The organism is Pseudomonas auratipiscis (assembly GCF_036324085.1).
Taxonomy (GTDB): Bacteria; Pseudomonadota; Gammaproteobacteria; order Pseudomonadales; family Pseudomonadaceae; genus Aquipseudomonas; species Aquipseudomonas auratipiscis.
The window spans coordinates 38,223-62,124 of record NZ_JAZDCU010000019.1 but is presented as its reverse complement, the minus strand read 5'-3'; the positions used below and the strand labels follow the sequence as shown (position 1 = coordinate 62,124).

Below are 23,902 nucleotides of genomic sequence, written 5' to 3'. Positions count from 1 at the left end.
GTCGATGCTCGAGCTGACCGATACGCAGATAGGCACCTGGGTCGCCAGTTTCATCCTGCCGCTGTTTCGTGTGGCGGCGGTGCTGATGACGATGCCGGTGATCGGTACCACCCTGGTATCAACGCGTATTCGTCTGTACATGGCTGTGGCCATCACCGTGGTGATCGTACCGGGCTTGCCGCCTATGCCTGAAGTGCACGCGCTGGATCTGAGTGCGCTGCTGCTGATCGCTGAGCAGATCATCATTGGCGCGCTGTTTGGTATGTCGCTGCAGCTGTTTTTCCAGATATTCGTTATTGCCGGACAGATCGTCGCAATTCAGATGGGCATGGCGTTCGCTTCCATGGTCGACCCCGCCAACGGGGTCAACGTCGCGGTCATCAGCCAGTTCCTGACCATGTTGGTGACCTTGCTGTTCCTGGGTATCAATGGCCACCTGGTGGTGTTCGAGGTGCTGACCGAAAGCTTCACCACCTTGCCGGTGGGCGGCGGATTGCTGGTCAACCACTTCTGGGACCTGGCCCTGCGCCTGAGTTGGGTGCTGGGGGCTGCGTTGCTGCTGGTGCTGCCGGCGATCACCGCGTTGCTGGTGGTCAACATTGCTTTTGGCGTGATGACTCGAGCAGCCCCACAACTGAACATCTTCTCGATCGGTTTCCCCCTGACGCTGGTGCTTGGATTGGGCATCTTCTGGGTCACCCTGGCTGACATTCTTCCGCATTATCAGGCACTGGCTTCCGAGGCCTTGCAGTGGATGCGTGAACTGGCAAGGGCGCGCTGAGCATGGCAGAAAGTGAAAGCGGGCAAGATAAAACAGAAGACCCCACCGACAAGCGCAAAAAAGACGCACGAGAAAAGGGTGAGATCGCGCGTTCCAAGGAGCTCAATACGGTAGCGGTAACCCTTGCTGGTGCCGGGGCGTTGCTGGCTTTCGGTGGAGGCATGGCGCAGGCCTTGATGGAGCTGATGCGTAGCAACTTCATCCTGCCTCGCGAGGTAATTACCGATGAACGATTCATGGGGATTTTCCTCATGGCTGCTGGCAAGACCGCCTTGCTCACCATCCAGCCCGTGCTGCTGGTGTTGCTGGTGGCATCGATCATTGGTCCGGTAGCGTTAGGTGGGTTCCTGTTTTCCGGCAGTCTGCTGCAGCCCAAATTCAGCCGGATGAATCCGCTCGCCGGTATCAAGCGGATGTTCTCGGTCAACGCCTTGTCCGAGCTGCTCAAGGCACTGGCCAAATTCTTCATGATTCTGATTGTCGCGTTGGTAGTGCTATCGGCAGACCGTGACGACCTGCTGGCGATTGCCAACGAGCCGTTGGAACAGGCGATCATTCATGGCGTGCAGGTTGTGGGGTGGAGTGCGTTATGGATGGCTGCGGGGTTGCTGCTGATTGCTGCGGCGGACGTTCCGATCCAGCTTTGGCAGACGCACAAGAAAATGCTCATGACCAAGCAAGAGATTCGCGACGAATACAAGGACAGCGAAGGCAAACCCGAGGTCAAGCAGCGTATCCGCCAGCTCCAGCGCGATGCATCGCAGCGGCGAATGATGGCTGCAGTTCCCGATGCCGATGTCATCATCACCAACCCGACGCACTATGCCGTGGCACTCAAGTACGACCCCGAGCAGGGCGCCGCGCCAGTGTTGCTGGCCAAGGGTGCTGACTTCATTGCCTTGAAAATTCGCGAAATCGCCAACGAACACAAAATCCAGGTGCTCGAGTCTCCGGCCCTGGCGCGTTCGATCTACTACTCCACCGAGCTTGAGCAGGAAATCCCGGCGGGCTTGTACCTTGCTGTGGCTCAGGTACTGGCCTATGTGTTTCAGATTCGTCAGTACCGCGCCGGCAAAGGCAAACCGCCGGAGCCGCTCAAGGACCTGCCTATTCCACCGGACCTGCAGCACGACTAAGTGTCTGCACAGGCCGAAAATCCGGTCGCTTTCGGTCGGTTCGGGCATGCCCCGGGGGTGCGACGCATCTGACCGCCACGCTTTGCCGAGCATGCTCGGCGCTCACAAAGCCCCCTGACACCTCAAAGTTGGAAGGCTTCTTGCAAAGGCAGCGCTGCGCGCGACATTCGCGTCAAAGTTTTGCTTGAGCTAGACGAGGAATACAGGTGGACCGCTCTCAGTTAATCAGCAATGCCCGTAACAACCTGGCCGGGTTAGGCCGGGGGAATCTGGGTGTGCCGCTGTTGCTGCTGGTGATGCTGGCAATGATGATGTTGCCGATTCCGCCGTTCTTGCTCGACGTGTTCTTCACCTTCAACATCGCCTTGTCGATCGTGGTCCTGCTGGTCTGTGTCTACGCCCTGCGCCCGCTCGATTTTGCAGCCTTTCCGACCATTCTGCTGGTAGCGACGTTGCTGCGCCTGGCCCTGAACGTGGCGTCCACGCGGGTGGTCATGCTTCATGGTCAAGATGGTCATGCCGCCGCCGGTAAGGTGATCCAGGCCTTCGGTGAGGTGGTGATCGGCGGTAACTACGTGGTCGGTATCGTGGTGTTCGCGATTCTGATGATCATCAACTTTGTGGTGGTAACCAAAGGTGCCGGGCGGATTTCCGAGGTGAGCGCACGTTTCACTCTCGATGCCATGCCGGGCAAGCAGATGGCCATCGATGCCGACCTCAATGCCGGCCTGATCGATCAGGCGCAGGCCAAGGCGCGACGCTCCGAGGTGGCCCAGGAGGCCGAGTTCTACGGTTCCATGGATGGCGCCAGCAAGTTCGTTCGCGGTGACGCCATCGCCGGGTTGCTGATCCTCTTCATCAACCTGATCGGCGGCATGCTGGTCGGTATGTTCCAGCACGGCATGACCTTCGGCGATGCCGGTAAGGTCTACGCCTTGCTGACCATCGGTGACGGTTTGGTGGCGCAATTGCCATCACTGTTGTTGTCCACGGCTGCGGCGATCATGGTGACGCGAGCTTCCGGTTCCGAGGAAATGGGGCAGCAGATAAACCGGCAGATGTTCACGTCGCCCAAGGCGCTGGGCGTATCGGCAGGCATCATGATCGTCATGGGCCTGGTGCCCGGCATGCCGCATTTCGCCTTTCTCAGTTTGGGGCTTGTGGCCGCCGGTGGTGCCTATTGGCTGTGGCGCAAGCAGAACCAGGCCAAGGTAAAGGCCCTGGAAGAAGTTCAGCGCCAGCAGGACCTGCTGCCATCGCCGCAACGCGCCATCGACACCAAGGAGCTGGGTTGGGACGATGTGACGCCTATCGATATGATTGGCCTCGAAGTGGGTTACCGGCTGATTCCCCTGGTGGACCGTAACCAGGGTGGGCAGTTGCTGGCGCGGATCAAGGGTGTGCGCAAGAAGCTCTCCCAGGACCTGGGCTTTCTCATGCCCACGGTGCATATTCGCGACAACCTCGATCTGGCGCCCAGCGCCTACCGCCTGACCCTGATGGGGGTGATCCTGGCCGAAGCCGAGATCTATCCGGATCGCGAGCTGGCCATCAACCCCGGGCAAGTATTCGGTACCCTCAACGGGATTGCCGCCCGCGATCCGGCGTTTGGCCTGGAAGCGGTGTGGATCGACGTCAGTCAGCGCAGCCAGGCGCAGTCGCTGGGCTACACGGTGGTGGACGCCAGCACCGTAGTTGCCACGCATTTGAATCAGATTCTGCACAAGCATTGCCACGAACTGATCGGCCACGAAGAAGTCCAGCAGTTGCTGCAAGTGCTGGCCAAGGCATCGCCCAAGCTTGCTGAAGAGCTGGTACCGGGTGTCATTACTTTGTCGGGGTTGCTCAAAGTCCTGCAGGCACTGCTTGCCGAGCAAGTGCCGGTGCGTGATATTCGTAGTATTGCCGAGGCTATCGCCAACAACCCGGCCAAGAGTCAAGATACCGCCGCGCTGGTGGCTGTGGTCCGCGTCGGATTGTGTCGCGCCATCGTCCAAAGCATTGTCGGCGTTGAGTCCGAGCTGCCTGTGATTACCTTGGAACCAAGGTTGGAACAGATTTTGCTGAATAGTCTGCAAAGGGCCGGGCAAGGTCAGGAAGACGGTGTTCTTCTTGAACCGAGCATGGCTGAAAAGCTTCAGCGTTCGTTGATCGAGGCTGCCCAGCGTCAAGAGATGCAGGGGCAACCGGCGATCCTGCTGGTCGCAGGACCGGTACGAGCGATGCTGTCGCGATTTGGCCGTCTGGCTGTACCGAATTTGCATGTTTTGGCGTATCAGGAAATACCTGACAACAAGCAAGTTACCATCGTTGCCACAGTAGGCCCCAACGGCTGAGGTAGTGGGTTATGCAAGTTAAGCGTTTTTTCGCCGCCGATATGCGTCAGGCCATGAAGCTGGTTCGAGATGAGCTGGGGGCTGAAGCCGCCATCATCGGCAACCGACGGATTGCTGGCGGTGTCGAGCTGACGGCTGCGCTGGACTACAAGCTGTCCGCCCTGGCGCCGCGGGTTCCGAATGTGGAGCTCGAAGATGAACTGCGCAAGACCCAGTCGCGCATCGTCACTGCCCAGGCCGAGCTTAGTAGCCGTAGCGAAAGCGAAGAGGGTAACCGCCAGTTGTTTGCCGGCTTGCCGCTGACCGCGTCCGAGCCGTTGGTCGAACCGCAGGTCGATGAGCCAGTCGCGCCGGTTGCAGCCGCTGCTGCGCCGGTTGACCCACGCCTGTTCGACGCCATGCGTTCGGAGCTCACTGGCCTGCGTGAGCTGCTTGAAGTTCAGCTCGGCTCGCTGGCCTGGAGCCAGTTGCAGGGCAACCAACCACAACAGGCCAATCTCTGGCGTCGCCTGCAGCGTATCGGTCTGTCCGGGCCGCTGGCGCGTGAGCTGCTGGATCAGATCAGCAGCATCGATGAGCCGCGCCGCGCCTGGCGCATGTTGCTGGCGCACCTGGCACGCCGTATCGATGTGCCCGAAATCGAACCGATCGAAGAAGGTGGTGTGATTGCCATGGTCGGGCCGGCCGGAATGGGCAAGACCACTACACTGGCCAAATTGGCAGCGCGCTATGTGCTCAAGTACGGCGCGCAGAACCTGGCCCTGGTGAGCATGGACAGTTTTCGAATTGGCGCCCAGGAGCAGCTCAAGACATTGGGTCGCATCCTCAACGTGTCAGTGACCCACGTCGATCCGGGGCAGTCCCTGGCCCAGGCGCTTGAGCCACTGCTGCGCAAGCGCGTGGTGCTGATCGATACCGCAGGCCTGCAAGCCAGTGATCCTGCCTTGCGCATGCAACTGGAAACGCTTGCCGGGCGCGGTATTGCGTCAAAAAATTATCTGGTGTTGGCAACGACCAGCCAGAAGCAGGTGCTGACTGCCGCTTATCACAGCTACAAGCGCTGTGGGCTGGCAGGCTGCATCCTGACCAAGCTTGATGAAACAGCCAGCCTCGGGGAAGTACTGAGCCTGGCCATCAGTCATGAATTGCCAGTGGCCTATCTAACCGATGGTCCACGCATTCCTGACGATCTGCACCTGCCGCGCAGACACCAGTTGGTCAGCCGCGCGGTGAGTGTGCAGATGCAGGAGGAGCCCAGCGAAGAGGCGATGGCCGATATGTTCGCTGATCTCTACCACAGCCCCGGCAAGCGTGTTGGCTGAGGTGATTGTGAAGACGTTGCAAAGTATCTGCATTGATGGACTGCCAGGCATTTTTCAGGTGTTGAAAGCGCAGCCGGTCATGTGGCCTCAGTCTAAGCAAGACAAGGTAATGAACAAACATGGGTAGCATGCATCCCGTACAGGTGATCGCCGTAACTGGCGGCAAAGGTGGCGTCGGCAAGACTAACGTGTCAGTGAACCTTTCATTGGCATTGGCAGAGCTTGGCCGTCGGGTCATGCTGCTCGATGCCGACCTCGGCCTGGCCAACGTCGACGTATTGCTCGGCCTTGCGCCCAAGCGCACTTTGGCCGATGTGATCGAAGGTCGTTGTGAGCTGCGCGATGTGCTGCTGCAAGGGCCGGGGGGCGTGCGCATTGTGCCGGCCGCTTCCGGCACGCAGAGCATGGTGCACCTGGCGCCTGCCCAGCACGCAGGCCTGATCCAGGCATTCAGCGAGATCGGCGACAATCTCGATGTACTGGTGATCGATACCGCTGCGGGTATTGGTGACTCGGTAGTCAGTTTCGTGCGCGCGGCGCAAGAAGTGTTGCTGGTGGTGTGCGACGAGCCCACTTCCATCACCGACGCCTATGCCTTGATCAAATTGCTCAACCGCGATTACGGCATGAATCGCTTCCGCGTCCTGGCCAACATGGCACAAAGCCCTCAAGAGGGCCGCAACCTGTTCGCCAAGTTGACCAAGGTCACAGATCGCTTCCTTGACGTAGCCCTACAATACGTCGGCGCGGTGCCTTACGACGAGTGCGTGCGCAAGGCTGTGCAGAAGCAGCGAGCGGTCTATGAAGCCTTCCCGCGTTCCAAGTGCGCGCTGGCATTCAAGGCCATTGCTCAGAAGGTCGATACCTGGCCGCTGCCGGCAAACCCGCGTGGACACCTGGAGTTTTTTGTCGAGCGCCTGGTGCAACCGACGAGTGCGGGACCTGTGCTATGAACGCCAGCGGTTATCGGATGTACAGCAAGGCTTCTCGCGATGGACAGTACGAGTTGATCGAGCGCTATGCGCCGCTGGTCAAGCGTATCGCCTATCACTTGCTGGCACGTTTGCCAGCCAGTGTGCAGGTGGAGGATTTGATCCAGGCCGGCATGATCGGCCTGCTTGAAGTCTCCAACAAGTACGACGCGAGCAAGGGTGCCAGTTTCGAGACCTACGCCGGTATCCGTATCCGCGGGGCAATGCTTGACGAAGTACGTAAAGGTGATTGGGCGCCGCGCTCGGTCCACCGCAATACCCGCATGGTCAGTGACGCGATACGTGCAATTGAAGCAAAAACCGGCCGTGACGCTAAAGATCACGAGGTTGCTGCCGAACTTCAATTGAGTCTCGATGATTATTACGGGATTTTGAATGACACCCTGGGCAGTCGCCTGTTCAGTTTCGACGACCTGTTGCAGGACGGCGAACATGAAGGCCTGCACGAGGACGGCGCCACCGCCCAACTCGAGCCTTCGCGCGATCTGGAAGACGAGCGCTTCCAGGCAGCCTTGGCCGACGCGATCGCCAATCTGCCGGAACGCGAGCGTCTGGTGCTGGCGCTGTACTACGACGAGGAACTGAACCTCAAGGAAATCGGTGAGGTCCTGGGTGTCAGTGAGTCGCGCGTCAGTCAGTTGCACAGCCAGTGTGCGGCGCGTTTGCGTAGTCGCCTGGGAGAATGGCGGGCGCGTTGAACGCAGGTTCAATGCAGTCGTGAAACGAAGTACCCGAATTGATTGAATGCGCGTTCAGCGCTGAGCGCGTTAAAGACTGCTTGGAGGTCTAATTGAACAAAGACATGAAAATCCTCATCGTCGACGACTTTTCGACGATGCGGCGGATCATCAAGAACCTGTTGCGTGACCTGGGCTTTACCAACACCCAGGAAGCCGACGACGGCAACACGGCGCTGCCGATGCTCGAAAGCGGTCACTTCGATTTTCTCGTAACCGACTGGAACATGCCTGGCATGTCCGGCATCGACCTGCTGCGCAAAGTGCGCGCCGATGAGCGTCTCAAGCACCTGCCGGTGCTGATGGTCACCGCCGAAGCCAAGCGCGAGCAGATCATCGAAGCGGCACAGGCCGGCGTCAACGGTTATGTGGTCAAGCCGTTCACTGCCCAGGTGCTGAAAGAAAAGATCGAGAAGATCTTCGAGCGCGTCAATAGCTGAGACACGCCACGGGGGCGCTATGGAGCAAACACAATCATCGTTGGACGGCTTTGAGTCGACACTCAAAAAGCACGCCCACGAACTGGTCGACAGCCTCGAACGAGGGAAATTTGGCGACGCGGTGCAACTCATCCATCAGCTGAACCAGACCCGTGACCTCGGCTTGTACCAGGAAGTGGGCAAGCTCACTCGTGAGTTGCACAGCGCGATCGTCAGTTTCCAGATCGATCCGCACATGCCTCAGGCCGAGGAAGTTTCGCAGATTACCGATGCCACCGAGCGCTTGTCCTATGTGGTCAAGCTGACCGAGGGTGCCGCGAATCGCACCATGGACCTGGTCGAGGAGAGCACCCCGGTACTGCACGAACTCAGTGATGAAGCACGTGACCTGCGTGCCGATTGGCAGCGCTTCTTGCGCCGCGAAGTGGCTGCGCCGGAGTTTCGCGAGCTGATGCACCGCGTCGATCGGTTTCTGGAGCGCAGCGAGGAAGGCAGTCGCAAGGTCGCCGGCCACCTCAACGATATTTTGCTGGCTCAGGACTATCAGGACCTGACCGGTCAGGTGATCAAACGTGTTACGGCACTGGTCACCGAAGTAGAAAGCAATCTGCTCAAGCTCGTGCTGATGGCCAGTCAGGTCGACCGTTTTGCCGGTATCGAACATGACCACCAGCAGTTGCGTGCTGAAAAAGATCAAGAAAAACATCCGACTCGGGGTGAAGGTCCGCAGATTCATGCCGATAAGCGTGAAGACGTTGTGTCCGGTCAGGACGATGTCGACGATCTGCTGTCCAGTCTGGGTTTTTAGGGAGCACGTTTAATGAGCTTCGGCGCCGATGAAGAAATCCTCCAGGATTTTCTGGTAGAAGCCGGCGAGATTCTTGAGCAACTGTCCGAGCAATTGGTCGAGCTGGAAAGCCGTCCCGATGATGCCGACCTGCTCAATGCAATCTTTCGCGGTTTTCACACTGTAAAAGGGGGCGCCGGCTTCCTCCAGCTCAACGAGCTGGTGGAGTGCTGCCACATCGCCGAAAACGTCTTCGACATCCTGCGCAAGGGTGAGCGACGCGTCGATTCCGAGCTGATGGACGTGGTCCTGGAAGCGCTGGATACGGTCAATAGCATGTTCGGCCAGGTGCGTGAACGCAGTGATGTCACTGCCGCTACACCTGAGTTGTTGGCGGCACTGGCTCGCCTGGCCGAGCCTGCAGGGGCCGAGCCGGTAGCGAAGCCCGAGCCGGCACCGGTGCTTGAGCAAGCGCCTGAGCCAGTGGCCGAAGCAGACATCACCGATACCGAATTCGAGCAACTGCTTGATTCGCTTAATGCCGTCAAGGCTGAGGCACAAGCGCAAGAACAGGCACCTGTCGCAGCCAGCGACGAGATTACCGACGCCGAGTTCGAATCGCTGCTCGACCAGTTGCATGGCAAGGGGCAGTTCGCACCCGACAGCGTCAGCACGCCTGCACCTGTGGAGCCATCGGCCCAGGGTGCAAGCGATGAAATCACCGATGACGAGTTCGAAGCGCTGCTTGACCAGTTGCATGGCAAGGGCAGCTTTGCCGTCGAGGCCCTGACCGCCACGTCTGCACCGGCACCGCAAGCAGACGCGGCAGCAGCCGGCGATCATATTTCCGAGCATGAGTTCGAAGCCCTGCTCGATGAGTTGCATGGCAAAGGCAAGTTTGCACCCGACAGCGTTGCGACCGCCGCTGCTCCCGCTGCCGCCGTGGCCGCCAAACCTGCAACCGCTCCAGCCCAGGCGCCTGCGCCGGCACCGGTAGCCAAAGCTGCTGCCGCACCGGCCAAGGCCGCGGCACCTGCGTCTGCACGTCAAGCTGCACCGGCTGCAGAGAAACACCCCGCCAGCGAGACGGAAACAACCGTACGCGTCGATACCGCACGCCTGGACGAGATCATGAACATGGTCGGCGAACTGGTGCTGGTACGTAATCGGCTGGTACGCCTGGGCCTGAACAGTGGTGATGAAGCCATGTCCAAGGCGGTGTCGAACCTGGACGTGGTGACGGCCGACCTGCAGACCGCCGTCATGAAGACGCGCATGCAGCCGATCAAGAAAGTCTTCGGGCGTTTCCCACGCCTGGTTCGCGACCTTGCCCGGCAGTTGAAGAAAGAAATCAACCTGGAGTTGGTTGGCGAAGAAACCGACCTCGACAAGAACCTTGTCGAGGCCCTGGCCGACCCGTTGGTGCACTTGGTGCGCAACGCCGTGGACCACGGCGTCGAAACGCCCGAAGAACGCGAAGCGGCGGGCAAGTCCCGCGGTGGCAAGGTGGTGCTCTCGGCCGAGCAGGAAGGCGATCACATCCTGCTGTCGATCTCCGATGATGGCAAGGGTATGGATGCCAATGTCCTGCGCGCCATTGCGGTAAAACGCGGCGTGATGGACAAGGATGCCGCCGACCGCCTGAGCGACACCGAATGCTACAACCTGATTTTCGCCCCGGGCTTCTCGACCAAGACCGAGATCTCCGACGTGTCGGGGCGCGGCGTGGGCATGGACGTGGTGAAAACCAAGATCGCTCAGCTCAATGGCTCGATCAACATCTACTCGACCAAGGGCCTGGGCTCGAAGATCGTCATCAAGGTGCCGCTGACCCTGGCGATCATGCCGACCCTGATGGTCATGCTCGGCAATCAGGCGTTTGCCTTCCCGCTGGTCAACGTCAACGAGATTTTCCACCTCGACTTGTCACGCACCAACGTGGTCGATGGACAGGAAGTGGTCATTGTTCGTGACAAAGCCTTGCCGCTGTTCTACCTCAAGCGCTGGCTGGTCAGTTCCGCCGCTCATGAAGAGCAACGCGAAGGGCACGTGGTGATCCTTTCGGTAGGCACTCAGCGAATCGGCTTTGTCGTCGATCAGCTCGTGGGCCAGGAAGAGGTGGTCATCAAACCGCTGGGCAAGATGCTCCAGGGTACGCCAGGCATGTCGGGCGCCACCATTACCGGTGACGGGCGCATTGCGCTGATCCTCGACGTTCCGAGCATGCTCAAGCGTTACGCCGCCCGGCGTATTTGATTCTGGTGGCGCGGCCTGCACGCCGCGCCACCTAATGGAGTGTTTATGGCAGTCAAGGTCCTGGTGGTGGATGATTCCGGTTTCTTCCGCCGCCGAGTCTCGGAAATTCTTTCAGCGGACCCGACTATCCAGGTCGTCGGTACCGCGACCAACGGCAAAGAAGCGATCGACCAGGCGCTGTCGCTCAAGCCCGATGTCATCACCATGGACTACGAAATGCCCATGATGGATGGCATCACCGCTGTGCGTCACATCATGCAGCGTTGCCCAACTCCGGTATTGATGTTCTCTTCCCTGACCCACGAAGGCGCGCGAGTGACCCTCGACGCCCTGGATGCCGGTGCGGTCGATTATCTACCGAAGAACTTCGAAGACATCTCGCGCAACCCGGAGAAGGTCAAGCAAATGCTGTGCGAAAAGGTCCATACCCTTTCTCGCAGCAATCGCAGGCTGGGCAGCTACGCCAGTCCTGCGCCAGCCCCGCTGCCAGCCGCTCACAGCCAGCCTGTCAGCAGCCTGGGGGCAAGCCCGGCATCGCGTCCTGCGCCAGCGGCCCGCGCGCCGGCAGCGCCTGCTGCGCCTGCGCCAAAGCGCAAGCCGTACAAATTGGTTGCCATTGGTACCTCCACGGGTGGGCCGGTGGCGTTGCAGCGGGTGCTGACGCAGTTGCCCGGCAACTTCCCGGCACCGATCGTGCTGGTGCAACACATGCCTGCAGCCTTTACCAAGGCGTTTGCCGAACGCCTGGACAAACTGTGCAAGATCAGTGTCAAGGAAGCAGAAGATGGCGACATTCTGCGCCCTGGCCTGGCGCTGCTGGCGCCGGGTGGCAAGCAGATGATGGTCGATGCTCGCGGCGCAGTGAAAATCCTGCCGGGCGATGAGCGCCTCAACTACAAACCCTGTGTCGATATCACCTTCGGTTCAGCAGCCAAGTCGTATGGCGACAAAGTGCTGTCGGTCGTGCTTACTGGCATGGGCGCCGATGGCCGTGAGGGGGCACGCTTACTCAAGCAATGCGGCAGCACCGTGTGGGCTCAGGATGAAGCCAGTTGCGTGATTTATGGTATGCCCATGGCCATCGTCAAGGCCAACCTGGCTGATGCCGTCTACAGCCTGGACGAGATTGGCAGGCACCTGGTCGAGGCCTGCGTCTGATGGATGTCTTGAGCCTGATCGGGATCATTCTGGCATTCGTTGCGATCATTGGTGGCAACTACCTGGAAGGCGGTCATCTGTCGGCACTGATCAACGGTCCTGCGGCCCTGATCGTGCTTGGCGGTACGTTGGCTGCGGCATTGCTGCAATCGCCCATGAGCGCGTTCAAACGTGCGTTACAGATTGTGCGCTGGATTCTCTTCCCGCCGCGCGTGGACCTGGCCGGTGGCATTGACCGGGTCGTCAACTGGAGCCTGACTGCGCGCAAGGAGGGGCTGCTGGGCCTGGAAGGCGTGGCCGACGCGGAGCCCGACCCCTATGCGCGCAAAGGCTTGCAATTGCTCGTCGATGGCGCCGAGCCCGAAGCTATTCGCAGCGTCCTGGAGGTGGATTTCTATACCCAGGAGAGCCGTGATATCCAGGCGGCGAAGGTATTCGAGTGCATGGGCGGCTATGCGCCAACCATCGGTATCATCGGTGCGGTGATGGGGCTGATTCATGTCATGGGCAATCTGGCCGATCCTTCGCAGTTGGGCAACGGGATTGCCGTGGCGTTCGTTGCCACCATCTACGGTGTGGCGAGCGCCAACCTGATTCTGTTGCCGATTGCCAACAAGCTCAAGGCTTTGGCCCTGCGCCAGTCGCGTTACCGGGAAATGCTCCTCGAAGGTTTGCTGTCGATTGCCGAAGGTGAAAACCCACGCTCGATCGAGCTGAAGCTTCAGGGCTTCATGGAGTAATACATGGCGCGCCGTCGACAAACCGAGGAACATGAAAATCACGAACGCTGGCTGGTGTCATACGCCGATTTCATTACCTTGCTGTTCGCGTTTTTCGTGGTCATGTATTCAATTTCCTCGATCAACGAGGGTAAGTACAAGATCCTCTCCCAGGCGCTGATCGGGGTGTTCAACGACCCGGACAAAAGCATGCGGCCGATCCCCATCGGCGAGGAGCGGCCGCTGTCGGTGAGGCCCGCAGAGCCGTTGATCAAGGACAGCGAGCAGGTCGATGCCGGGCTTGCCCAAGCCAGTAGCGATCCGCTGAAAACCATCACCGATGATGTGCGCGATGCCTTTGGCGATCTGATCAAGTCCGACCAGATGACGGTGCGCGGCAATGAGCTTTGGGTCGAGATCGAACTCAACTCCGCCTTGCTGTTCGGCAGCGGCGATGCCATGCCCAGCGACGTTGCCTTCAGCATCATCGAGAAGGTGGCGAACATCCTCAAGCCGTTCGCCAACCCGGTGCATGTCGAAGGCTTCACCGATGATCTGCCGATCCGCACCGCACAGTACCCCACCAACTGGGAGCTGTCGTCGGCACGTGCTGCCAGTATTGTCCGTCTGCTGGCGATGGAAGGGGTCAACCCTGCGCGCATGGCCTCGGTGGGTTATGGCGAGTTCCAGCCTATAGCCGGTAACGACACCGCCGAGGGGCGCGCGCGCAATCGTCGGGTGGTGCTGGTTATATCGCGCAACCTTGAAGTGCGCCGCAGCCTGACCGGTACTGGCAGCGCCAATGCAACGCCGGATGCGGCAATGAAGCGGGCTGGCACACAAACTGCACCGCCAGCGGTATCACCGACGGTGGGGGGCAATCGCGTCAATCCACCGTCACCGACCCTATAACCATTCCCGGTCAGGCCTTTTGCCGGTCGGGAGGAAGCAACGCAATGAGAGTCTGGGCAGTAGCCAATCAAAAAGGTGGCGTCGGTAAGACCACCACGTCCATCGCGCTTGCCGGTTTGCTGGCCGAGGCGGGCAAGCGCGTGGTTGTGGTCGACCTTGATCCACACGGGTCCATGACCAGCTACTTCGGACACAACCCGGACCTGCTGGAGCACAGTTGTTATGACTTGTTCCTGCATAAGGGCACGGTCCCGGAGGGTCTGCCAGGTCAATTGCTGTTGCCGACCAGTGACGAGAAGATATCGCTGCTGCCTTCGAGCACTGCGCTGGCTGTACTTGAGCGCCAGTCGCCAGGGCAGAGTGGCCTGGGCCTGGTGATCGCCAAGTCTCTGGCGCAGTTATGGCAGGATTTCGACTACGCCATCATCGACAGCCCACCGCTGCTCGGGGTGCTGATGGTCAACGCGCTGGCAGCCAGCCAGCAGTTGGTGATCCCGGTCCAAACCGAGTACCTGGCGGTCAAGGGCCTGGAGCGTATGGTCAGTACCCTGGCCATGGTCAATCGCTCACGCAAGCAGGCCTTGCCCTATCACATCATTCCAACGCTGTTCGACCGGCGCACCCAGGCCTCGATGGGCACCTTGCGTGTGCTGCGCGATGCCTATCCACAGAACATCTGGCAAGGGTATATCCCGGTCGATACGCGCCTGCGTGATGCCAGCCGGGCAGGGCTCACGCCGTCGCAGTTCGATGGCAAGAGCCGCGGCGTGGTGGCTTACCGCGCCCTGCTCAAACATTTGTTGACGCATAACGTCGCCCAGCAGGTGGCCTGATGAATCGTCCGCAAAAACTTGCTACTGGCCCACAACTGGCGCTGCAGTCCTACCTCGATGGCTTGCTCCACGAAGCCACCGAAGTGCTCGAGTCATTGGAACCTTCGGTGGCGAACGATGATTTCGAGCTGGCCGTGCGTGAAGAGCAGGCACGTGACGCACTGGTCGCGCAGCGGCCCAAGCCGGTAGCGGTGCAATTGGCGCCGTTGCCATACGCCGATCCTGCTGACGTGCTCCTGCCGACGGTGATGCCAGCAGTAGCACCAGCACCTGTGATCAAACCTGAACCGCTGGAAGCTGCGTGTGAGCAGCTTGCCCCGGTCGAGCCGCTGGTTGAGGTCCATCTGCCTCCAGCGTCTGATCAACCCGTGCCGCCAGCAAGCGTTGACGGGCGTCCGGCGTGGGCAGCCGAGCCGTTCGAATGCCTGTTATTCGACGTGGCCGGGTTGACCCTTGCAGTGCCATTGGTGTGCCTGGGCTCGATCTATTCGCTGGCCGGTCATGAGCTGACGCCGTTGTTTGGCCAGCCCGACTGGTTTCTCGGCATTCTGCCGAGCCAGAGTGGCAACCTCAAAGTGCTGGACACCGCTCGCTGGGTCATGCCGGATCGCTACCGCGAGGACTTTCGTCAGGGCCTGCAGTATGTGATTTCGGTCCAGGGCTATGAGTGGGGATTGGCTGTGCATCAGGTCAGCCGCTCGCTGCGCCTTGACCCCAACGAGATCAAATGGCGAAGCCAGCGCGGCCAGCGACCCTGGTTGGCTGGAACCGTAATCGAACATATGTGTGCACTGCTGGATGTTGCTGAACTGGCCGAGCTGATCGCCAGTGGCGCCGTCAAGCAGATGCACGCCGCGCATAAATAATTGGTCGCGCCTGCGACCGCACTGAGCACACCGTCGATGGCGGATTTTGAGGGATAGGGGAATGAAAAAATCGTCTGCACAAGGTTCCGAAGATCCGATCCTGCAGTGGGTGACCTTCAAGCTGGACAACGAGTCCTACGGCATCAATGTCATGCAGGTGCAGGAGGTTCTGCGCTACACCGAGATCGCCCCGGTCCCGGGCGCTCCAAGTTATGTGCTGGGCATTATCAACCTGCGCGGCAACGTGGTCACGGTGATCGATACCCGTCAGCGCTTCGGCCTGATGTCGAGCGAGATCACCGACAATAGCCGCATCGTGATCATCGAGGCCGACAAGCAAGTGGTCGGTATTCTGGTCGACAGCGTTGCCGAAGTGGTTTACCTGCGTCAGTCGGAAATCGAAACCGCGCCGAATGTTGGTAACGAGGAATCGGCCAAGTTCATTCAGGGTGTGTGCAACAAGAACAACGAACTGCTGATCCTGGTCGAGCTGGACAAGATGATGACCGAGGAAGAGTGGTCCGAGCTGGAGAACATCTGAGTTGATCCTTGAGGCTGCAGTCATATTTCTGGCGCTACTCTGGGCGCTCAGCCTGTGGTTCTTCCTGAGCTACAGCAAGCGCCAGCGTGAGCTGGCAGCCCAGCAGGCACAGGGTGATGCGTTGCGTGACCAGCGCATCAAAGACCTGGCCAAGCGCCTGGACGATTACCAGAACGGCAGCGTGCGCATGGGTGAAGCGTTGCATGAGCTGCGCGCAACCGTCGCGCCCTTGCCAGACAAACTTCTGCAACTGGAGCAGCGTGACCCCAATAGCCTGTCCTTCGCGCAAGCTGCGCGTTTGGTGGGAATGGGGGCCAGTGTCGATGAGCTGACGCAGTCCTGCGGCTTGACTCAGGCCGAGGCGGAGTTGATGAGCAAGGTGCATCGCAGCGAGTGAGGAAAAAGGCGACCTACACAGGTCGCCTTTTTTATCGCTCAGGTATGTGCCCACGAATGCTGGCCACCCACTTTGGCGAAACGGTCCAGAGGCAGTAGTTGATTTTCGGCCAGTTTCCAGGCCTCCAGGTCCATGTACAACCAGCTTTTGGTGCGCGGTATCATGTACAGATTCCGAAACTGGCGTAGTCGACCCAGGTCCGGCAGCAGGCGATCGACCATGTCGGTCAGCATGCCCGGGCCGGTCAGCCAGCTCAAACGATGGGCGTATTCGGCAAAGCCCTTCGGGTCGTCAACCGGGTTCGGTTTATGGTGGTAGAAATCCATTTTGCTCTGGTAGCGCCCATGCATTTCATCGCAGATGGCGAGTAACGTGGGGTTGCCGGAATGGCTGCCGATCATGCTGTTGTTGAACAGTTGGTTCATGCCAAGTCGTTCATTGGACATGGGTGGGTGTAACAGTAATCCCGTCTTGGTTGTGGTCAGCGCCACCTCGTCTATGGCCTCGGTCAAGCAAGCGGGCTGCGAACCTGCACAAGCCGGATCGGCTGCGCCAGCTTCGAGCAACAGGTCGTCGACGTCCATGTACAGGCCACCCTCGTGATGCAACATCGAAAAACGCAGGACGTCTGAAGCAGAGGCGTAGTTGCTGGCTACCCCACCATTGCCATCGAGCGCCGCCTGATACTGGTCGAAATTCTTACTTTGTTCGAAAGCACTGAAAAACGGCTGCTCCTCCAACGGCAGCACGGTCAGGCCTGGTACCTGGGCGCTTAGCTGACGTACATTTTCGGCGTAGGCGCTCGGGTTTAACTTGGACAGGTATAGACGGTATTGATATGCGCTGTTTTTCAACCGATCCACGTTTTGCGCAAGATTGGCCACCAGCTCGGAATTGATCACTTTGTCACCCACCCACAGCGAGGTGATGGTTTTTGGAATCGGACGGATGTCTTGTGTAAGTACCGGAAGTTGCGCCGGTAATGGCATATCAATGCCCAGGGCGCGGAGGGTGGCGGTGCGCATCTGATTGGTCACTGCACGTGTTTGCGGATTCGCACATTGCAACGTGTGGCTTTCGGTATTGACGGTGAAGTAGGACGGTTGCACCTCATTCTCGGTTGTTGCATCGAGAAACAAGTCGAACTCCATGTCATAAACTAGCTCCAGATTTATTCCATACCCGGGTTGTGGCTCGTAAACCCCGCTTAGCCTGTCGAGGCTACGGCTGTATCGGGGGCGCCTTTTCACTGCATTGGCGACCGCGATATCACTATTTTCCAACGGCAGGATGCGGTTGGGGGAATGGAAGTAAGGAGCGATATCCAATTGTGGCAGGCGCGGTGGATCAATGGGGCCTAGCGGATAGCCCCATTGTTCGTTGATGCGCATCGGTGGAACGAAGCCTTCGCTTTGAACGCGGAACAATGCTCCACGTTTGGCCAGTCCTTCCACGGCCAGAGGCGTAGCGTTGAACAGGCCGTAGATGACATTGCCAACGCCATCGGCCTGTTCGTCTGCGTTTTTGCCATTGATCGTCTGGTCCAGACCCAGGCCCATTTGCGCAATACCGCCTAGCGCAAACAGTACCCCCAGTTCTGGCATTACGAAGACCAGCGGCGTCAGCAGGTTGAGCGTCGAGGTGAGGTATCCGCGCCATCTGGCCTTGGTCACTTCGCTGTTGCTGGTGATGATGAAGTCGGCATCGGCATAGCTCCGCGCACGCTGGCGCTCTGCCAGGGCCTGGAATACATCGCCGGTGAGTTTCGGGTTGTATTTCCTGGGCCGGTAATTGACATAGTCGCGCGGCGCCCAGCGCCCATCGGTGGTGAAGCCAGGGCGTTCAGGTGGCAGGCGGTGCACAGCAGGGTAATCGCCCAGCCCTGCCAGGGCGGTATCAAGGCCGCTGAAATCCAACCCGTCAGGGCCATCGGCCATGTTGAAGTGTTGTTTCAGTGCCTGGCGTTTGCGGGGGTCCTGGCATTGCTGTCCAAACCAATCTTTGAGCTGCGCTTGGCTGGCGAATTCGAGCAAGGGCGAGCTGTTGCCAGGCATGTACAGCACGGTCAGATCGCTACTGGCGTCGTTGATGTACAACAGGTCCGTGGCTGCATAGCCATAGACGCTCAGGGTGCTCAGACGCAGCTTGCGACCGCGCGGGGCCAGTCCTGCCGTGCGCCAGACAAGCTTCCTGGCCGCGTCACTCAATGTGCCCTCGACAACCTGCTTGTTGCAGGCGGCCACAAAGTTGAGTTTGGCCGACACACGATGGCCTTCCAGATGATCGCGCCAATAGCTATCCAAGGTGGCTTTGTAATGTTTTTGAAAGTCCAGCGTTTCGATGAACAGCTGGAAACCTTCGGCCGGAAACTGCACGTGTGTCGAAGCGTCATAGCGCGCGGGTTCAGTACGCCTGAACAGCCCATTGAACACTTGGAAAGAGGCGCCGTAGTGATTCAGTCCCGGGTCGGACAGACGCTCGACGATCCTGACCGAACCATTCGGAAATGCGCCTGCCCAGGGTGTTGAAAACAGCGTGCCGAACACGTCGTTATTGGATTCACCTTGCCAGTTGGACAGCACTGCTTGAGTCAGGCTCATGCGCTGGGTGATGACGGCTCGATATCCGTTTGGGCCATCAGGTTGGTAGTGCAGAGTTACGATATCGACCTGATCGGCGTCGAGCGTCAGGTTATTGCCAACCAGCCAGCGCTGAATGGCGCGCGCGGCTTCGCGGTCCGGCCGAGGAACGTGTGCCAGGTGGTCGCGGATGTATTGAACGCCAGCGGAGTTGATGCAGGTTGTGGGCATGTCGGTCACCTTTATGTGCGGGACCTACAGCCTCACCCCCGGTATGGGGCTCAAGGTGTTAAATAGTGCTATTGCTCTGGCGGGCTCAATCGCGGCTGGGAGATATCCCGTTCCGACGCGGGGCTGGCGTTGAAGCCCTCCGGCACTTTGCCGCGAAGCTGCCAGGCAAAGGCGATGATTTCGGCGATGGTCAGATACAGTGCTTCCGGAATTTGCTCACCTAATTCCATGCGCGCGAGCAAGCGCACCAACTCGGCATTTTCATAGATGGGAACCTCGTGCTTGCGCGCGATTGCCAGAATCGCCTCGGCCAGTTCGTCATCGCCTTTGGCGGTCAATGTCGGCGCTTGTTGGCCGTCGTAGTTCAGGGCAATGGCCTGGCGCGGATTCTGATTATTCATGCTGTTTCGTCTACCCAGCGTTGCTCCAGGCGCGTACGCGGTCCCTGTGGTGGTGTTCCCTGATGGCAATGCAGCTCGCCGACGCTCAGGCCGCGCGCAAGCAAGCGTTCGCGCAGGCTGCCAAGCTGACTCTCAATCAGTCGAGCGGTATTTGGCAGTTCTGCCCACAGCTGGCTTGAAAGGCTGCCTTGGCTTATCTGCGCTTGAACCTGCAAGGGGCCCAGCGGATGTAAATCGAATGACAATTCCACGCGCCAGAGCATTTCCAGCGGATCGCGGTGTTCACGCTCCGGATCGCTTTGCTGCTCGGGGGTTTCTTCGCGCTGTAATTTCATTTGCACGGGCATGAAGTCTTGCCCGGTGCGTAGCGGAATCTCTAATTGCCAAGTGGTTTGCAGGTTGCCATCGGCGGTGGTGCCGGTCTGCTCCAGGCTTGTCAACTGATGACTCTGCAGCCTGGAGATGGCGGAGGCTGCCAGGCGCAACAAATGTTCCAGGTCTGCTTCACCCTCCTGGCTCTTGAGTGATCGCGAGGGTAGGGGAAAGCCGCCAGGATGTGGGCGGGGGCTGACCTGACCGAGCATGCCGAGGGCAGTACGCACCATGCCAGGCATTACCTGGGCAAGGGTGCTGGCTGCAACGCCTGGGTTGAACGGCATGTTCCCCGGCGAACCCGGCAGCAATTGGGCTACCAGGCGTACCACCTGAGCCTTGAGATCGGGGGCAAGGTTGGAAGGCAGGCCAGCCAGCAACTTGGCCTCGAGGAAAACGCCGCTGTTGTTTATGGCCTGCGCCACGCCTTTGGGGTCGCTAAGTTGGCGTACGTCAGGCAGGCTGGCCAGCAGCTTGTCCACCGTGGCGCGCAGTTCGTCGGGCACTTCAGTGCTTTGGCGTAGCTGCTGCAGCGCGCCAAGCAAACCTTGCAGCGACGCCTGGCGCGTTTGCTGGGTACTTAGCTGCTGCGAGATTGCCAGTTGGTCCTTGCGCCCGCTCAACGGGATGAAACTCAACGATTGGTTGCCATCGACCCTTGCACTGAGCAGGCTGCCTACCGCCAATGGACGAGGGCTGTCGATGGTCAAGGTGGCGCCGGCCTGGGGGCCGCTGAGCAAGGTTACCAACGAGCGGAACTGCGCCAGTTGCCCGTTGGCCGTGGGAAGCGCCTGACTGGTCAGGACTTTGCCTTGAAGCAGCGTGCCAACAGGCAGTTCCCGGGTGTCGATGCGGGTCAGGCTGGCGATGCTGTTGGCGAGCGCTTGCTGCACGGTAATGGTCAGGTTCGATGCGCTGCTTTGGCTTACCGCCAACAGGCTGCCTTGGGCCAGTGGTTGATTGCTGCTGGTCTGGACGTTGATTTGCTTGCCGTTGTCTTGAGTCAACTTGAGCAACATCTGGAAGTCCTGGCCGACCTGACGCAACGCCAGTACTTCGGCCTTGGCGGTTTCGCCCGGGGCAAGCAGGGCTTGTTGCGGCTGCAACAGGCGTAGCAGTTCACCGGTCATTGCCGGGCGTAACTGGGTAGACGCTGGAACCTGCGCGCCAAGGTTGTTGATTTCGCCTGTCATCAGCTTGCAACCTGTTGAAATAGCCCTCTTTGCAGTAGGACATCGCATGTATAATGCCGCCCGATCTTTCGCGATCCGAGCGGCCGGGCTGTATCTCCACTGCCAGTATAACGGCAGGGCCGGGACCGACTTGAGACAGGCATCCCTAGCATAAGGCGAAACTGTGACCCCTCATCTCCAAGCCGTGGGCCTGGCCTGCGAGCGCGACTGGCGAATGCTGTTCGAAAACCTCGAAGTGCACCTGAGCGCAGGCGACATGCTGCAGATCAGCGGCCCTAATGGCAGCGGCAAAACCAGCCTGTTGCGCCTGCTGGCCGGGCTCATGAGCCCCACTGCCGGAGAGATTCGCCTCGACGGCAAGCCTCTGGCCGAACAACGCAGCGAACTGGCGCGGATTCTGATCTGGATTGGTCACGCAGCAGGGATCAAGGATCTGCTCAGCCCGGAAGAAAACCTTGCCTGGCTCTGCGCCCTGCACACGCCCGCCGAGCCTGCGGCCATCTGGAAGGCGCTTGAGACCGTCGGCCTGCGCGGCTTCGAAGACGTGCCGTGCCATACCTTGTCGGCGGGTCAGCAGCGTCGTGTGGCCTTGGCGCGCCTGTACCTGGACAGTCCGCCTTTGTGGATTCTCGATGAACCTTTCACTGCCCTCGACAAGCAGGGCGTGGCCCAGCTCGAGGCACACCTGGCCGCCCATTGCGAGCAGGGCGGAATGGTCGTGCTGACCACCCACCACACCCTGGCGCGCAAGCCGTCCGGTTACCGTGAACTCAATTTGGGGCAGTGGGCCGCATGAGTGTCTTCGTCTTGTTGTTGCGCCGTGAAGCGCGACTGTTGTTCCGGCGTCCGGCAGAACTTGCCAACCCCTTGGTATTTTTCTCAATTGTTGTCGCATTGTTTCCATTGGCGGTCGGTCCTGAGACTCAATTGTTGCAAACCTTGTCTCCAGGACTGGTCTGGGTAGCGGCACTTTTGTCGGTTTTACTCTCGCTGGACGGGCTTTTTCGCAGTGATTTCGAGGATGGATCGCTGGAGCAGTGGGTCCTTTCGTCGCACCCCCTCCCTCTTCTGGTACTGGCGAAAGTACTGGCACACTGGGCCTTTTCCGGGCTGGCACTGGTATTGTTGGCACCCTTGCTGGCGCTGATGCTAGGTTTGCCTTCGGCGTGCCTGCCGGTCCTGTTGGCATCGTTGTTGCTCGGTACTCCGGTGCTGAGCCTGTTGGGCGCTGTAGGTGCGGCCCTGACAGTCGGTTTGAAACGTGGCGGTTTGCTCCTGGCGCTGCTGATTTTGCCGCTATACATCCCGGTATTGATCCTGGGCAGTGGCGCTTTGCAGGCGGCACTGCAAGCTATGCCGGCGACCGGTTATCTGCTCTGGCTTGGCAGCCTGACCGCCTTGGCAGTAACTCTGGCACCCTTTGCAATAGCCGCTGGCCTGAAGATCAGCGTCGGCGAATAATGAGGTCTGGGCCCCGCCCAGCAAAGACCCTGGATGTACCGTGATGAAAAGCAGCGTAATCAGCTGGACGTGGTTTCATAAACTGGGTTCGCCCAAGTGGTTCTATTCCATCAGCGGCCGCATGCTGCCCTGGCTGGCGGTCGCCGCGATCCTGTTGATCGGCATTGGCGCCATCTGGGGATTGGCTTTTGCCCCTCAGGATTATCAGCAGGGCAACAGCTTTCGCATCATCTACATTCACGTACCGGCTGCCATGCTGGCGCAGTCCTGCTACGTGATGCTTGCGGTGGCCGGTGTGGTCGGGCTGGTATGGAAGATGAAGATTGCCGACGTTGCCTTGCAGTGTGCAGCGCCGATTGGCGCTTGGATGACTGCGGTGGCGCTGGTTACCGGTGCCATCTGGGGCAAGCCGACCTGGGGCAGTTGGTGGGTTTGGGATGCCCGACTGACCTCGATGCTGATTTTGCTGTTCCTGTACTTCGGTCTCATCGCCCTGGGGCATGCCATCACCAATCGTGAAAGCGCGGCCAAGGCCTGTGCGGTCTTGGCGATTGTCGGGGTGATCAATATCCCGATCATCAAGTACTCGGTGGAGTGGTGGAACACCTTGCACCAGGGGGCCACCTTCACCCTTACCGAGAAACCGGCCATGCCAGCCGAGATGTGGCTGCCATTGTTGCTGACGGTGGTGGGTTTCTACTGTTTCTTTGGCGCGGTGCTGTTGCTGCGCATGCGCCTTGAAGTACTCAAGCGCGAGGCGCGCACCAGTTGGGTCAGGGAGGAGGTATTGAACAGCCTGGGTCGGGAGATGGCACGATGAGTTTTGCCTCTTTCAGTGATTTTCTCGCCATGGGCCATCACGGCCTGTACGTCTGGTCGGCCTACGGCATTTGCCTGCTGGTACTGGCCTTGAACGTTGCCATGCCTTTGCAGGCCCGGCGCCGTTACCTGCAAGAAGAGGCGCGTCGCTTGCGCCGGGAGAACAAACAGTGAATCCGCAACGCAAGAAGCGCCTGTTCATCATCCTCGGCCTGCTGGCCGGGGTAGGCATCGCTGTAGGCCTGGCCTTGAGCGCCCTGCAGCAGAACATCAACCTGTTCTACACCCCGACCCAGATCGCCAATGGCGAGGCGCCGCTCGATACCCGCATTCGGGCGGGCGGTATGGTCGAGAAAGGCTCGCTGCAACGTTCGGGCGACTCGCTCGACGTACGCTTTGTAGTGACCGACTTCAGCAAGTCGGTACCGATTACCTACCGCGGCATTCTTCCGGACTTGTTCCGTGAAGGGCAGGGCATTGTTGCCCTGGGCAAACTCAATGCCGAAGGCGTAGTGGTGGCCGACGAAGTGCTGGCCAAGCACGATGAAAAGTACATGCCACCGGAAGTGACCAAGGCGCTGCAGGAAAGCGGCCAGGTTGCCAACGATGCCGGAGCCAAACCATGAACGCGGC

At 59.6% G+C, this 23,902-nt stretch carries 23 protein-coding genes and 1 pseudogene; 21 read left to right on the top strand and 3 right to left on the bottom strand.

Annotated elements, in window-relative coordinates:
• Nucleotides 1–4: 4 nt before the first annotated feature.
• The 16 genes and pseudogenes from fliR (at nt 5) to V0R60_RS22000 (ending at nt 16,213) form a co-directional block, all read left to right on the top strand.
• On the top strand, nt 5–781 hold the full coding sequence (gene fliR / locus V0R60_RS22075; RefSeq protein WP_136477508.1) for a flagellar biosynthetic protein FliR: 777 nt from the start codon (nt 5–7) through the stop codon (nt 779–781).
• Between the two features lie 2 nt (nt 782–783).
• Entirely contained in the window at nt 784–1,917 is a 1,134-nt protein-coding gene (flhB, locus tag V0R60_RS22070) for a flagellar biosynthesis protein FlhB (RefSeq protein WP_136477507.1), read from the top strand.
• Nucleotides 1,918–2,123: 206 nt separating this feature from the next.
• Entirely contained in the window at nt 2,124–4,253 is a 2,130-nt protein-coding gene (gene flhA / locus V0R60_RS22065; RefSeq protein ID WP_136477506.1) for a flagellar biosynthesis protein FlhA, read from the top strand.
• Between the two features lie 11 nt (nt 4,254–4,264).
• The gene (gene flhF, locus V0R60_RS22060) at nt 4,265–5,575 is read left to right on the top strand and encodes a flagellar biosynthesis protein FlhF (protein ID WP_136477505.1); all 1,311 of its coding nucleotides are present in this window, start codon (nt 4,265–4,267) and stop codon (nt 5,573–5,575) included.
• Between the two features lie 119 nt (nt 5,576–5,694).
• Nucleotides 5,695–6,528, top strand: coding sequence for a flagellar synthesis regulator FleN (gene fleN, locus V0R60_RS22055; protein WP_136477504.1), 834 nt, complete (start codon nt 5,695–5,697; stop codon nt 6,526–6,528).
• The gene (fliA, locus tag V0R60_RS22050; RefSeq protein WP_136477503.1) at nt 6,525–7,265 is read left to right on the top strand and encodes an RNA polymerase sigma factor FliA; all 741 of its coding nucleotides are present in this window, start codon (nt 6,525–6,527) and stop codon (nt 7,263–7,265) included. Before fleN ends, fliA begins: the two co-directional genes overlap by 4 nt.
• A gap of 104 nt (nt 7,266–7,369) precedes the next feature.
• The gene (locus tag V0R60_RS22045; RefSeq protein ID WP_036990294.1) at nt 7,370–7,744 is read left to right on the top strand and encodes a chemotaxis response regulator CheY; all 375 of its coding nucleotides are present in this window, start codon (nt 7,370–7,372) and stop codon (nt 7,742–7,744) included.
• Between the two features lie 19 nt (nt 7,745–7,763).
• Complete coding sequence (locus V0R60_RS22040; protein WP_136477502.1) at nt 7,764–8,552, top strand: protein phosphatase CheZ; 789 nt, start codon at nt 7,764–7,766, stop codon at nt 8,550–8,552.
• A gap of 12 nt (nt 8,553–8,564) precedes the next feature.
• Nucleotides 8,565–10,787, top strand: coding sequence for a chemotaxis protein CheA (locus V0R60_RS22035; protein WP_330079296.1), 2,223 nt, complete (start codon nt 8,565–8,567; stop codon nt 10,785–10,787).
• Nucleotides 10,788–10,832: 45 nt separating this feature from the next.
• Nucleotides 10,833–11,945, top strand: coding sequence for a protein-glutamate methylesterase/protein-glutamine glutaminase (locus V0R60_RS22030; protein ID WP_136477500.1), 1,113 nt, complete (start codon nt 10,833–10,835; stop codon nt 11,943–11,945).
• Nucleotides 11,945–12,685, top strand: coding sequence for a flagellar motor protein (locus V0R60_RS22025; protein WP_136477499.1), 741 nt, complete (start codon nt 11,945–11,947; stop codon nt 12,683–12,685). The genes V0R60_RS22030 and V0R60_RS22025 overlap by 1 nt, the downstream gene beginning before the upstream one ends.
• Before the next feature lie 3 nt (nt 12,686–12,688).
• Nucleotides 12,689–13,576 carry a flagellar motor protein MotD gene (gene motD, locus V0R60_RS22020; protein ID WP_330079297.1) on the top strand — a complete coding sequence of 296 codons (888 nt, stop codon included), beginning with the start codon at nt 12,689–12,691 and terminating at the stop codon, nt 13,574–13,576.
• A 44-nt stretch (nt 13,577–13,620) separates the two neighbouring features.
• Nucleotides 13,621–14,409: a ParA family protein gene (locus tag V0R60_RS22015; protein WP_136477497.1), complete on the top strand. Its 789-nt coding sequence runs from the start codon at nt 13,621–13,623 to the stop codon at nt 14,407–14,409.
• Nucleotides 14,410–14,726: 317 nt separating this feature from the next.
• Nucleotides 14,727–15,275, top strand: a pseudogene (locus V0R60_RS27075) (CheW domain-containing protein); the annotation flags it as partial.
• Between the two features lie 61 nt (nt 15,276–15,336).
• The gene (locus V0R60_RS22005; protein ID WP_028945467.1) at nt 15,337–15,816 is read left to right on the top strand and encodes a chemotaxis protein CheW; all 480 of its coding nucleotides are present in this window, start codon (nt 15,337–15,339) and stop codon (nt 15,814–15,816) included.
• Nucleotide 15,817: 1 nt separating this feature from the next.
• The gene (locus V0R60_RS22000) at nt 15,818–16,213 is read left to right on the top strand and encodes a DUF2802 domain-containing protein (RefSeq protein ID WP_136477495.1); all 396 of its coding nucleotides are present in this window, start codon (nt 15,818–15,820) and stop codon (nt 16,211–16,213) included.
• Between the two features lie 38 nt (nt 16,214–16,251).
• Here the strand turns inward: V0R60_RS22000 and V0R60_RS21995 are convergent, their stop codons facing one another.
• The 3 genes from V0R60_RS21995 to fliK all read right to left on the bottom strand — a co-directional run bounded on the left by V0R60_RS21995 (nt 16,252) and on the right by fliK (nt 20,989).
• Nucleotides 16,252–19,023 carry a dermonecrotic toxin domain-containing protein gene (locus tag V0R60_RS21995; RefSeq protein ID WP_330079298.1) on the bottom strand — a complete coding sequence of 924 codons (2,772 nt, stop codon included), beginning with the start codon at nt 19,021–19,023 and terminating at the stop codon, nt 16,252–16,254.
• A 68-nt stretch (nt 19,024–19,091) separates the two neighbouring features.
• On the bottom strand, nt 19,092–19,424 hold the full coding sequence (locus V0R60_RS21990; protein WP_136477493.1) for an EscU/YscU/HrcU family type III secretion system export apparatus switch protein: 333 nt from the start codon (nt 19,422–19,424) through the stop codon (nt 19,092–19,094).
• Complete coding sequence (gene fliK, locus V0R60_RS21985; protein WP_330079299.1) at nt 19,421–20,989, bottom strand: flagellar hook-length control protein FliK; 1,569 nt, start codon at nt 20,987–20,989, stop codon at nt 19,421–19,423. The genes V0R60_RS21990 and fliK overlap by 4 nt, the downstream gene beginning before the upstream one ends.
• A 163-nt stretch (nt 20,990–21,152) precedes the next feature.
• Here fliK and ccmA point away from each other — a divergent pair, with 163 nt between their 5' ends.
• The 5 genes from ccmA to ccmE are packed head-to-tail and all read left to right on the top strand — an operon-like array spanning nt 21,153 to nt 23,895.
• Nucleotides 21,153–21,785: a cytochrome c biogenesis heme-transporting ATPase CcmA gene (gene ccmA / locus V0R60_RS21980; protein WP_203543928.1), complete on the top strand. Its 633-nt coding sequence runs from the start codon at nt 21,153–21,155 to the stop codon at nt 21,783–21,785.
• Nucleotides 21,782–22,450, top strand: a complete 669-nt coding sequence (gene ccmB / locus V0R60_RS21975; protein WP_136477490.1) for a heme exporter protein CcmB — start codon at nt 21,782–21,784, stop codon at nt 22,448–22,450. The genes ccmA and ccmB overlap by 4 nt, the downstream gene beginning before the upstream one ends.
• Nucleotides 22,451–22,493: 43 nt before the next feature.
• Nucleotides 22,494–23,270 carry a heme ABC transporter permease gene (locus V0R60_RS21970; RefSeq protein ID WP_136477489.1) on the top strand — a complete coding sequence of 259 codons (777 nt, stop codon included), beginning with the start codon at nt 22,494–22,496 and terminating at the stop codon, nt 23,268–23,270.
• Nucleotides 23,267–23,443 carry a heme exporter protein CcmD gene (gene ccmD / locus V0R60_RS21965; RefSeq protein WP_136477488.1) on the top strand — a complete coding sequence of 59 codons (177 nt, stop codon included), beginning with the start codon at nt 23,267–23,269 and terminating at the stop codon, nt 23,441–23,443. Before V0R60_RS21970 ends, ccmD begins: the two co-directional genes overlap by 4 nt.
• Nucleotides 23,440–23,895, top strand: a complete 456-nt coding sequence (gene ccmE / locus V0R60_RS21960) for a cytochrome c maturation protein CcmE (protein WP_136477487.1) — start codon at nt 23,440–23,442, stop codon at nt 23,893–23,895. Before ccmD ends, ccmE begins: the two co-directional genes overlap by 4 nt.
• Nucleotides 23,896–23,902: the final 7 nt, after the last annotated feature.

What these genes read in the sequence shown, in the direction of transcription:
- motD (WP_330079297.1), top strand. Translation starts at nt 12,689, where the DNA reads ATGGCGCGCCGTCGACAAACCGAGGAACATGAAAATCACGAACGCTGG.
- V0R60_RS22025 (WP_136477499.1), top strand. Translation starts at nt 11,945, where the DNA reads ATGGATGTCTTGAGCCTGATCGGGATCATTCTGGCATTCGTTGCGATC.
- V0R60_RS21970 (WP_136477489.1), top strand. Translation starts at nt 22,494, where the DNA reads ATGAAAAGCAGCGTAATCAGCTGGACGTGGTTTCATAAACTGGGTTCG.
- flhB (WP_136477507.1), top strand. Translation starts at nt 784, where the DNA reads ATGGCAGAAAGTGAAAGCGGGCAAGATAAAACAGAAGACCCCACCGAC.
- fliR (WP_136477508.1), top strand. Translation starts at nt 5, where the DNA reads ATGCTCGAGCTGACCGATACGCAGATAGGCACCTGGGTCGCCAGTTTC.
- ccmD (WP_136477488.1), top strand. Translation starts at nt 23,267, where the DNA reads ATGAGTTTTGCCTCTTTCAGTGATTTTCTCGCCATGGGCCATCACGGC.
- fliK (WP_330079299.1), bottom strand. Translation starts at nt 20,989, where the DNA reads ATGACAGGCGAAATCAACAACCTTGGCGCGCAGGTTCCAGCGTCTACC.
- V0R60_RS21990 (WP_136477493.1), bottom strand. Translation starts at nt 19,424, where the DNA reads ATGAATAATCAGAATCCGCGCCAGGCCATTGCCCTGAACTACGACGGC.
- V0R60_RS22040 (WP_136477502.1), top strand. Translation starts at nt 7,764, where the DNA reads ATGGAGCAAACACAATCATCGTTGGACGGCTTTGAGTCGACACTCAAA.
- V0R60_RS22005 (WP_028945467.1), top strand. Translation starts at nt 15,337, where the DNA reads ATGAAAAAATCGTCTGCACAAGGTTCCGAAGATCCGATCCTGCAGTGG.
- fleN (WP_136477504.1), top strand. Translation starts at nt 5,695, where the DNA reads ATGGGTAGCATGCATCCCGTACAGGTGATCGCCGTAACTGGCGGCAAA.
- fliA (WP_136477503.1), top strand. Translation starts at nt 6,525, where the DNA reads ATGAACGCCAGCGGTTATCGGATGTACAGCAAGGCTTCTCGCGATGGA.
- V0R60_RS22015 (WP_136477497.1), top strand. Translation starts at nt 13,621, where the DNA reads ATGAGAGTCTGGGCAGTAGCCAATCAAAAAGGTGGCGTCGGTAAGACC.
- ccmB (WP_136477490.1), top strand. Translation starts at nt 21,782, where the DNA reads ATGAGTGTCTTCGTCTTGTTGTTGCGCCGTGAAGCGCGACTGTTGTTC.
- flhF (WP_136477505.1), top strand. Translation starts at nt 4,265, where the DNA reads ATGCAAGTTAAGCGTTTTTTCGCCGCCGATATGCGTCAGGCCATGAAG.
- V0R60_RS22035 (WP_330079296.1), top strand. Translation starts at nt 8,565, where the DNA reads ATGAGCTTCGGCGCCGATGAAGAAATCCTCCAGGATTTTCTGGTAGAA.
- V0R60_RS22030 (WP_136477500.1), top strand. Translation starts at nt 10,833, where the DNA reads ATGGCAGTCAAGGTCCTGGTGGTGGATGATTCCGGTTTCTTCCGCCGC.
- V0R60_RS22045 (WP_036990294.1), top strand. Translation starts at nt 7,370, where the DNA reads ATGAAAATCCTCATCGTCGACGACTTTTCGACGATGCGGCGGATCATC.
- V0R60_RS21995 (WP_330079298.1), bottom strand. Translation starts at nt 19,023, where the DNA reads ATGCCCACAACCTGCATCAACTCCGCTGGCGTTCAATACATCCGCGAC.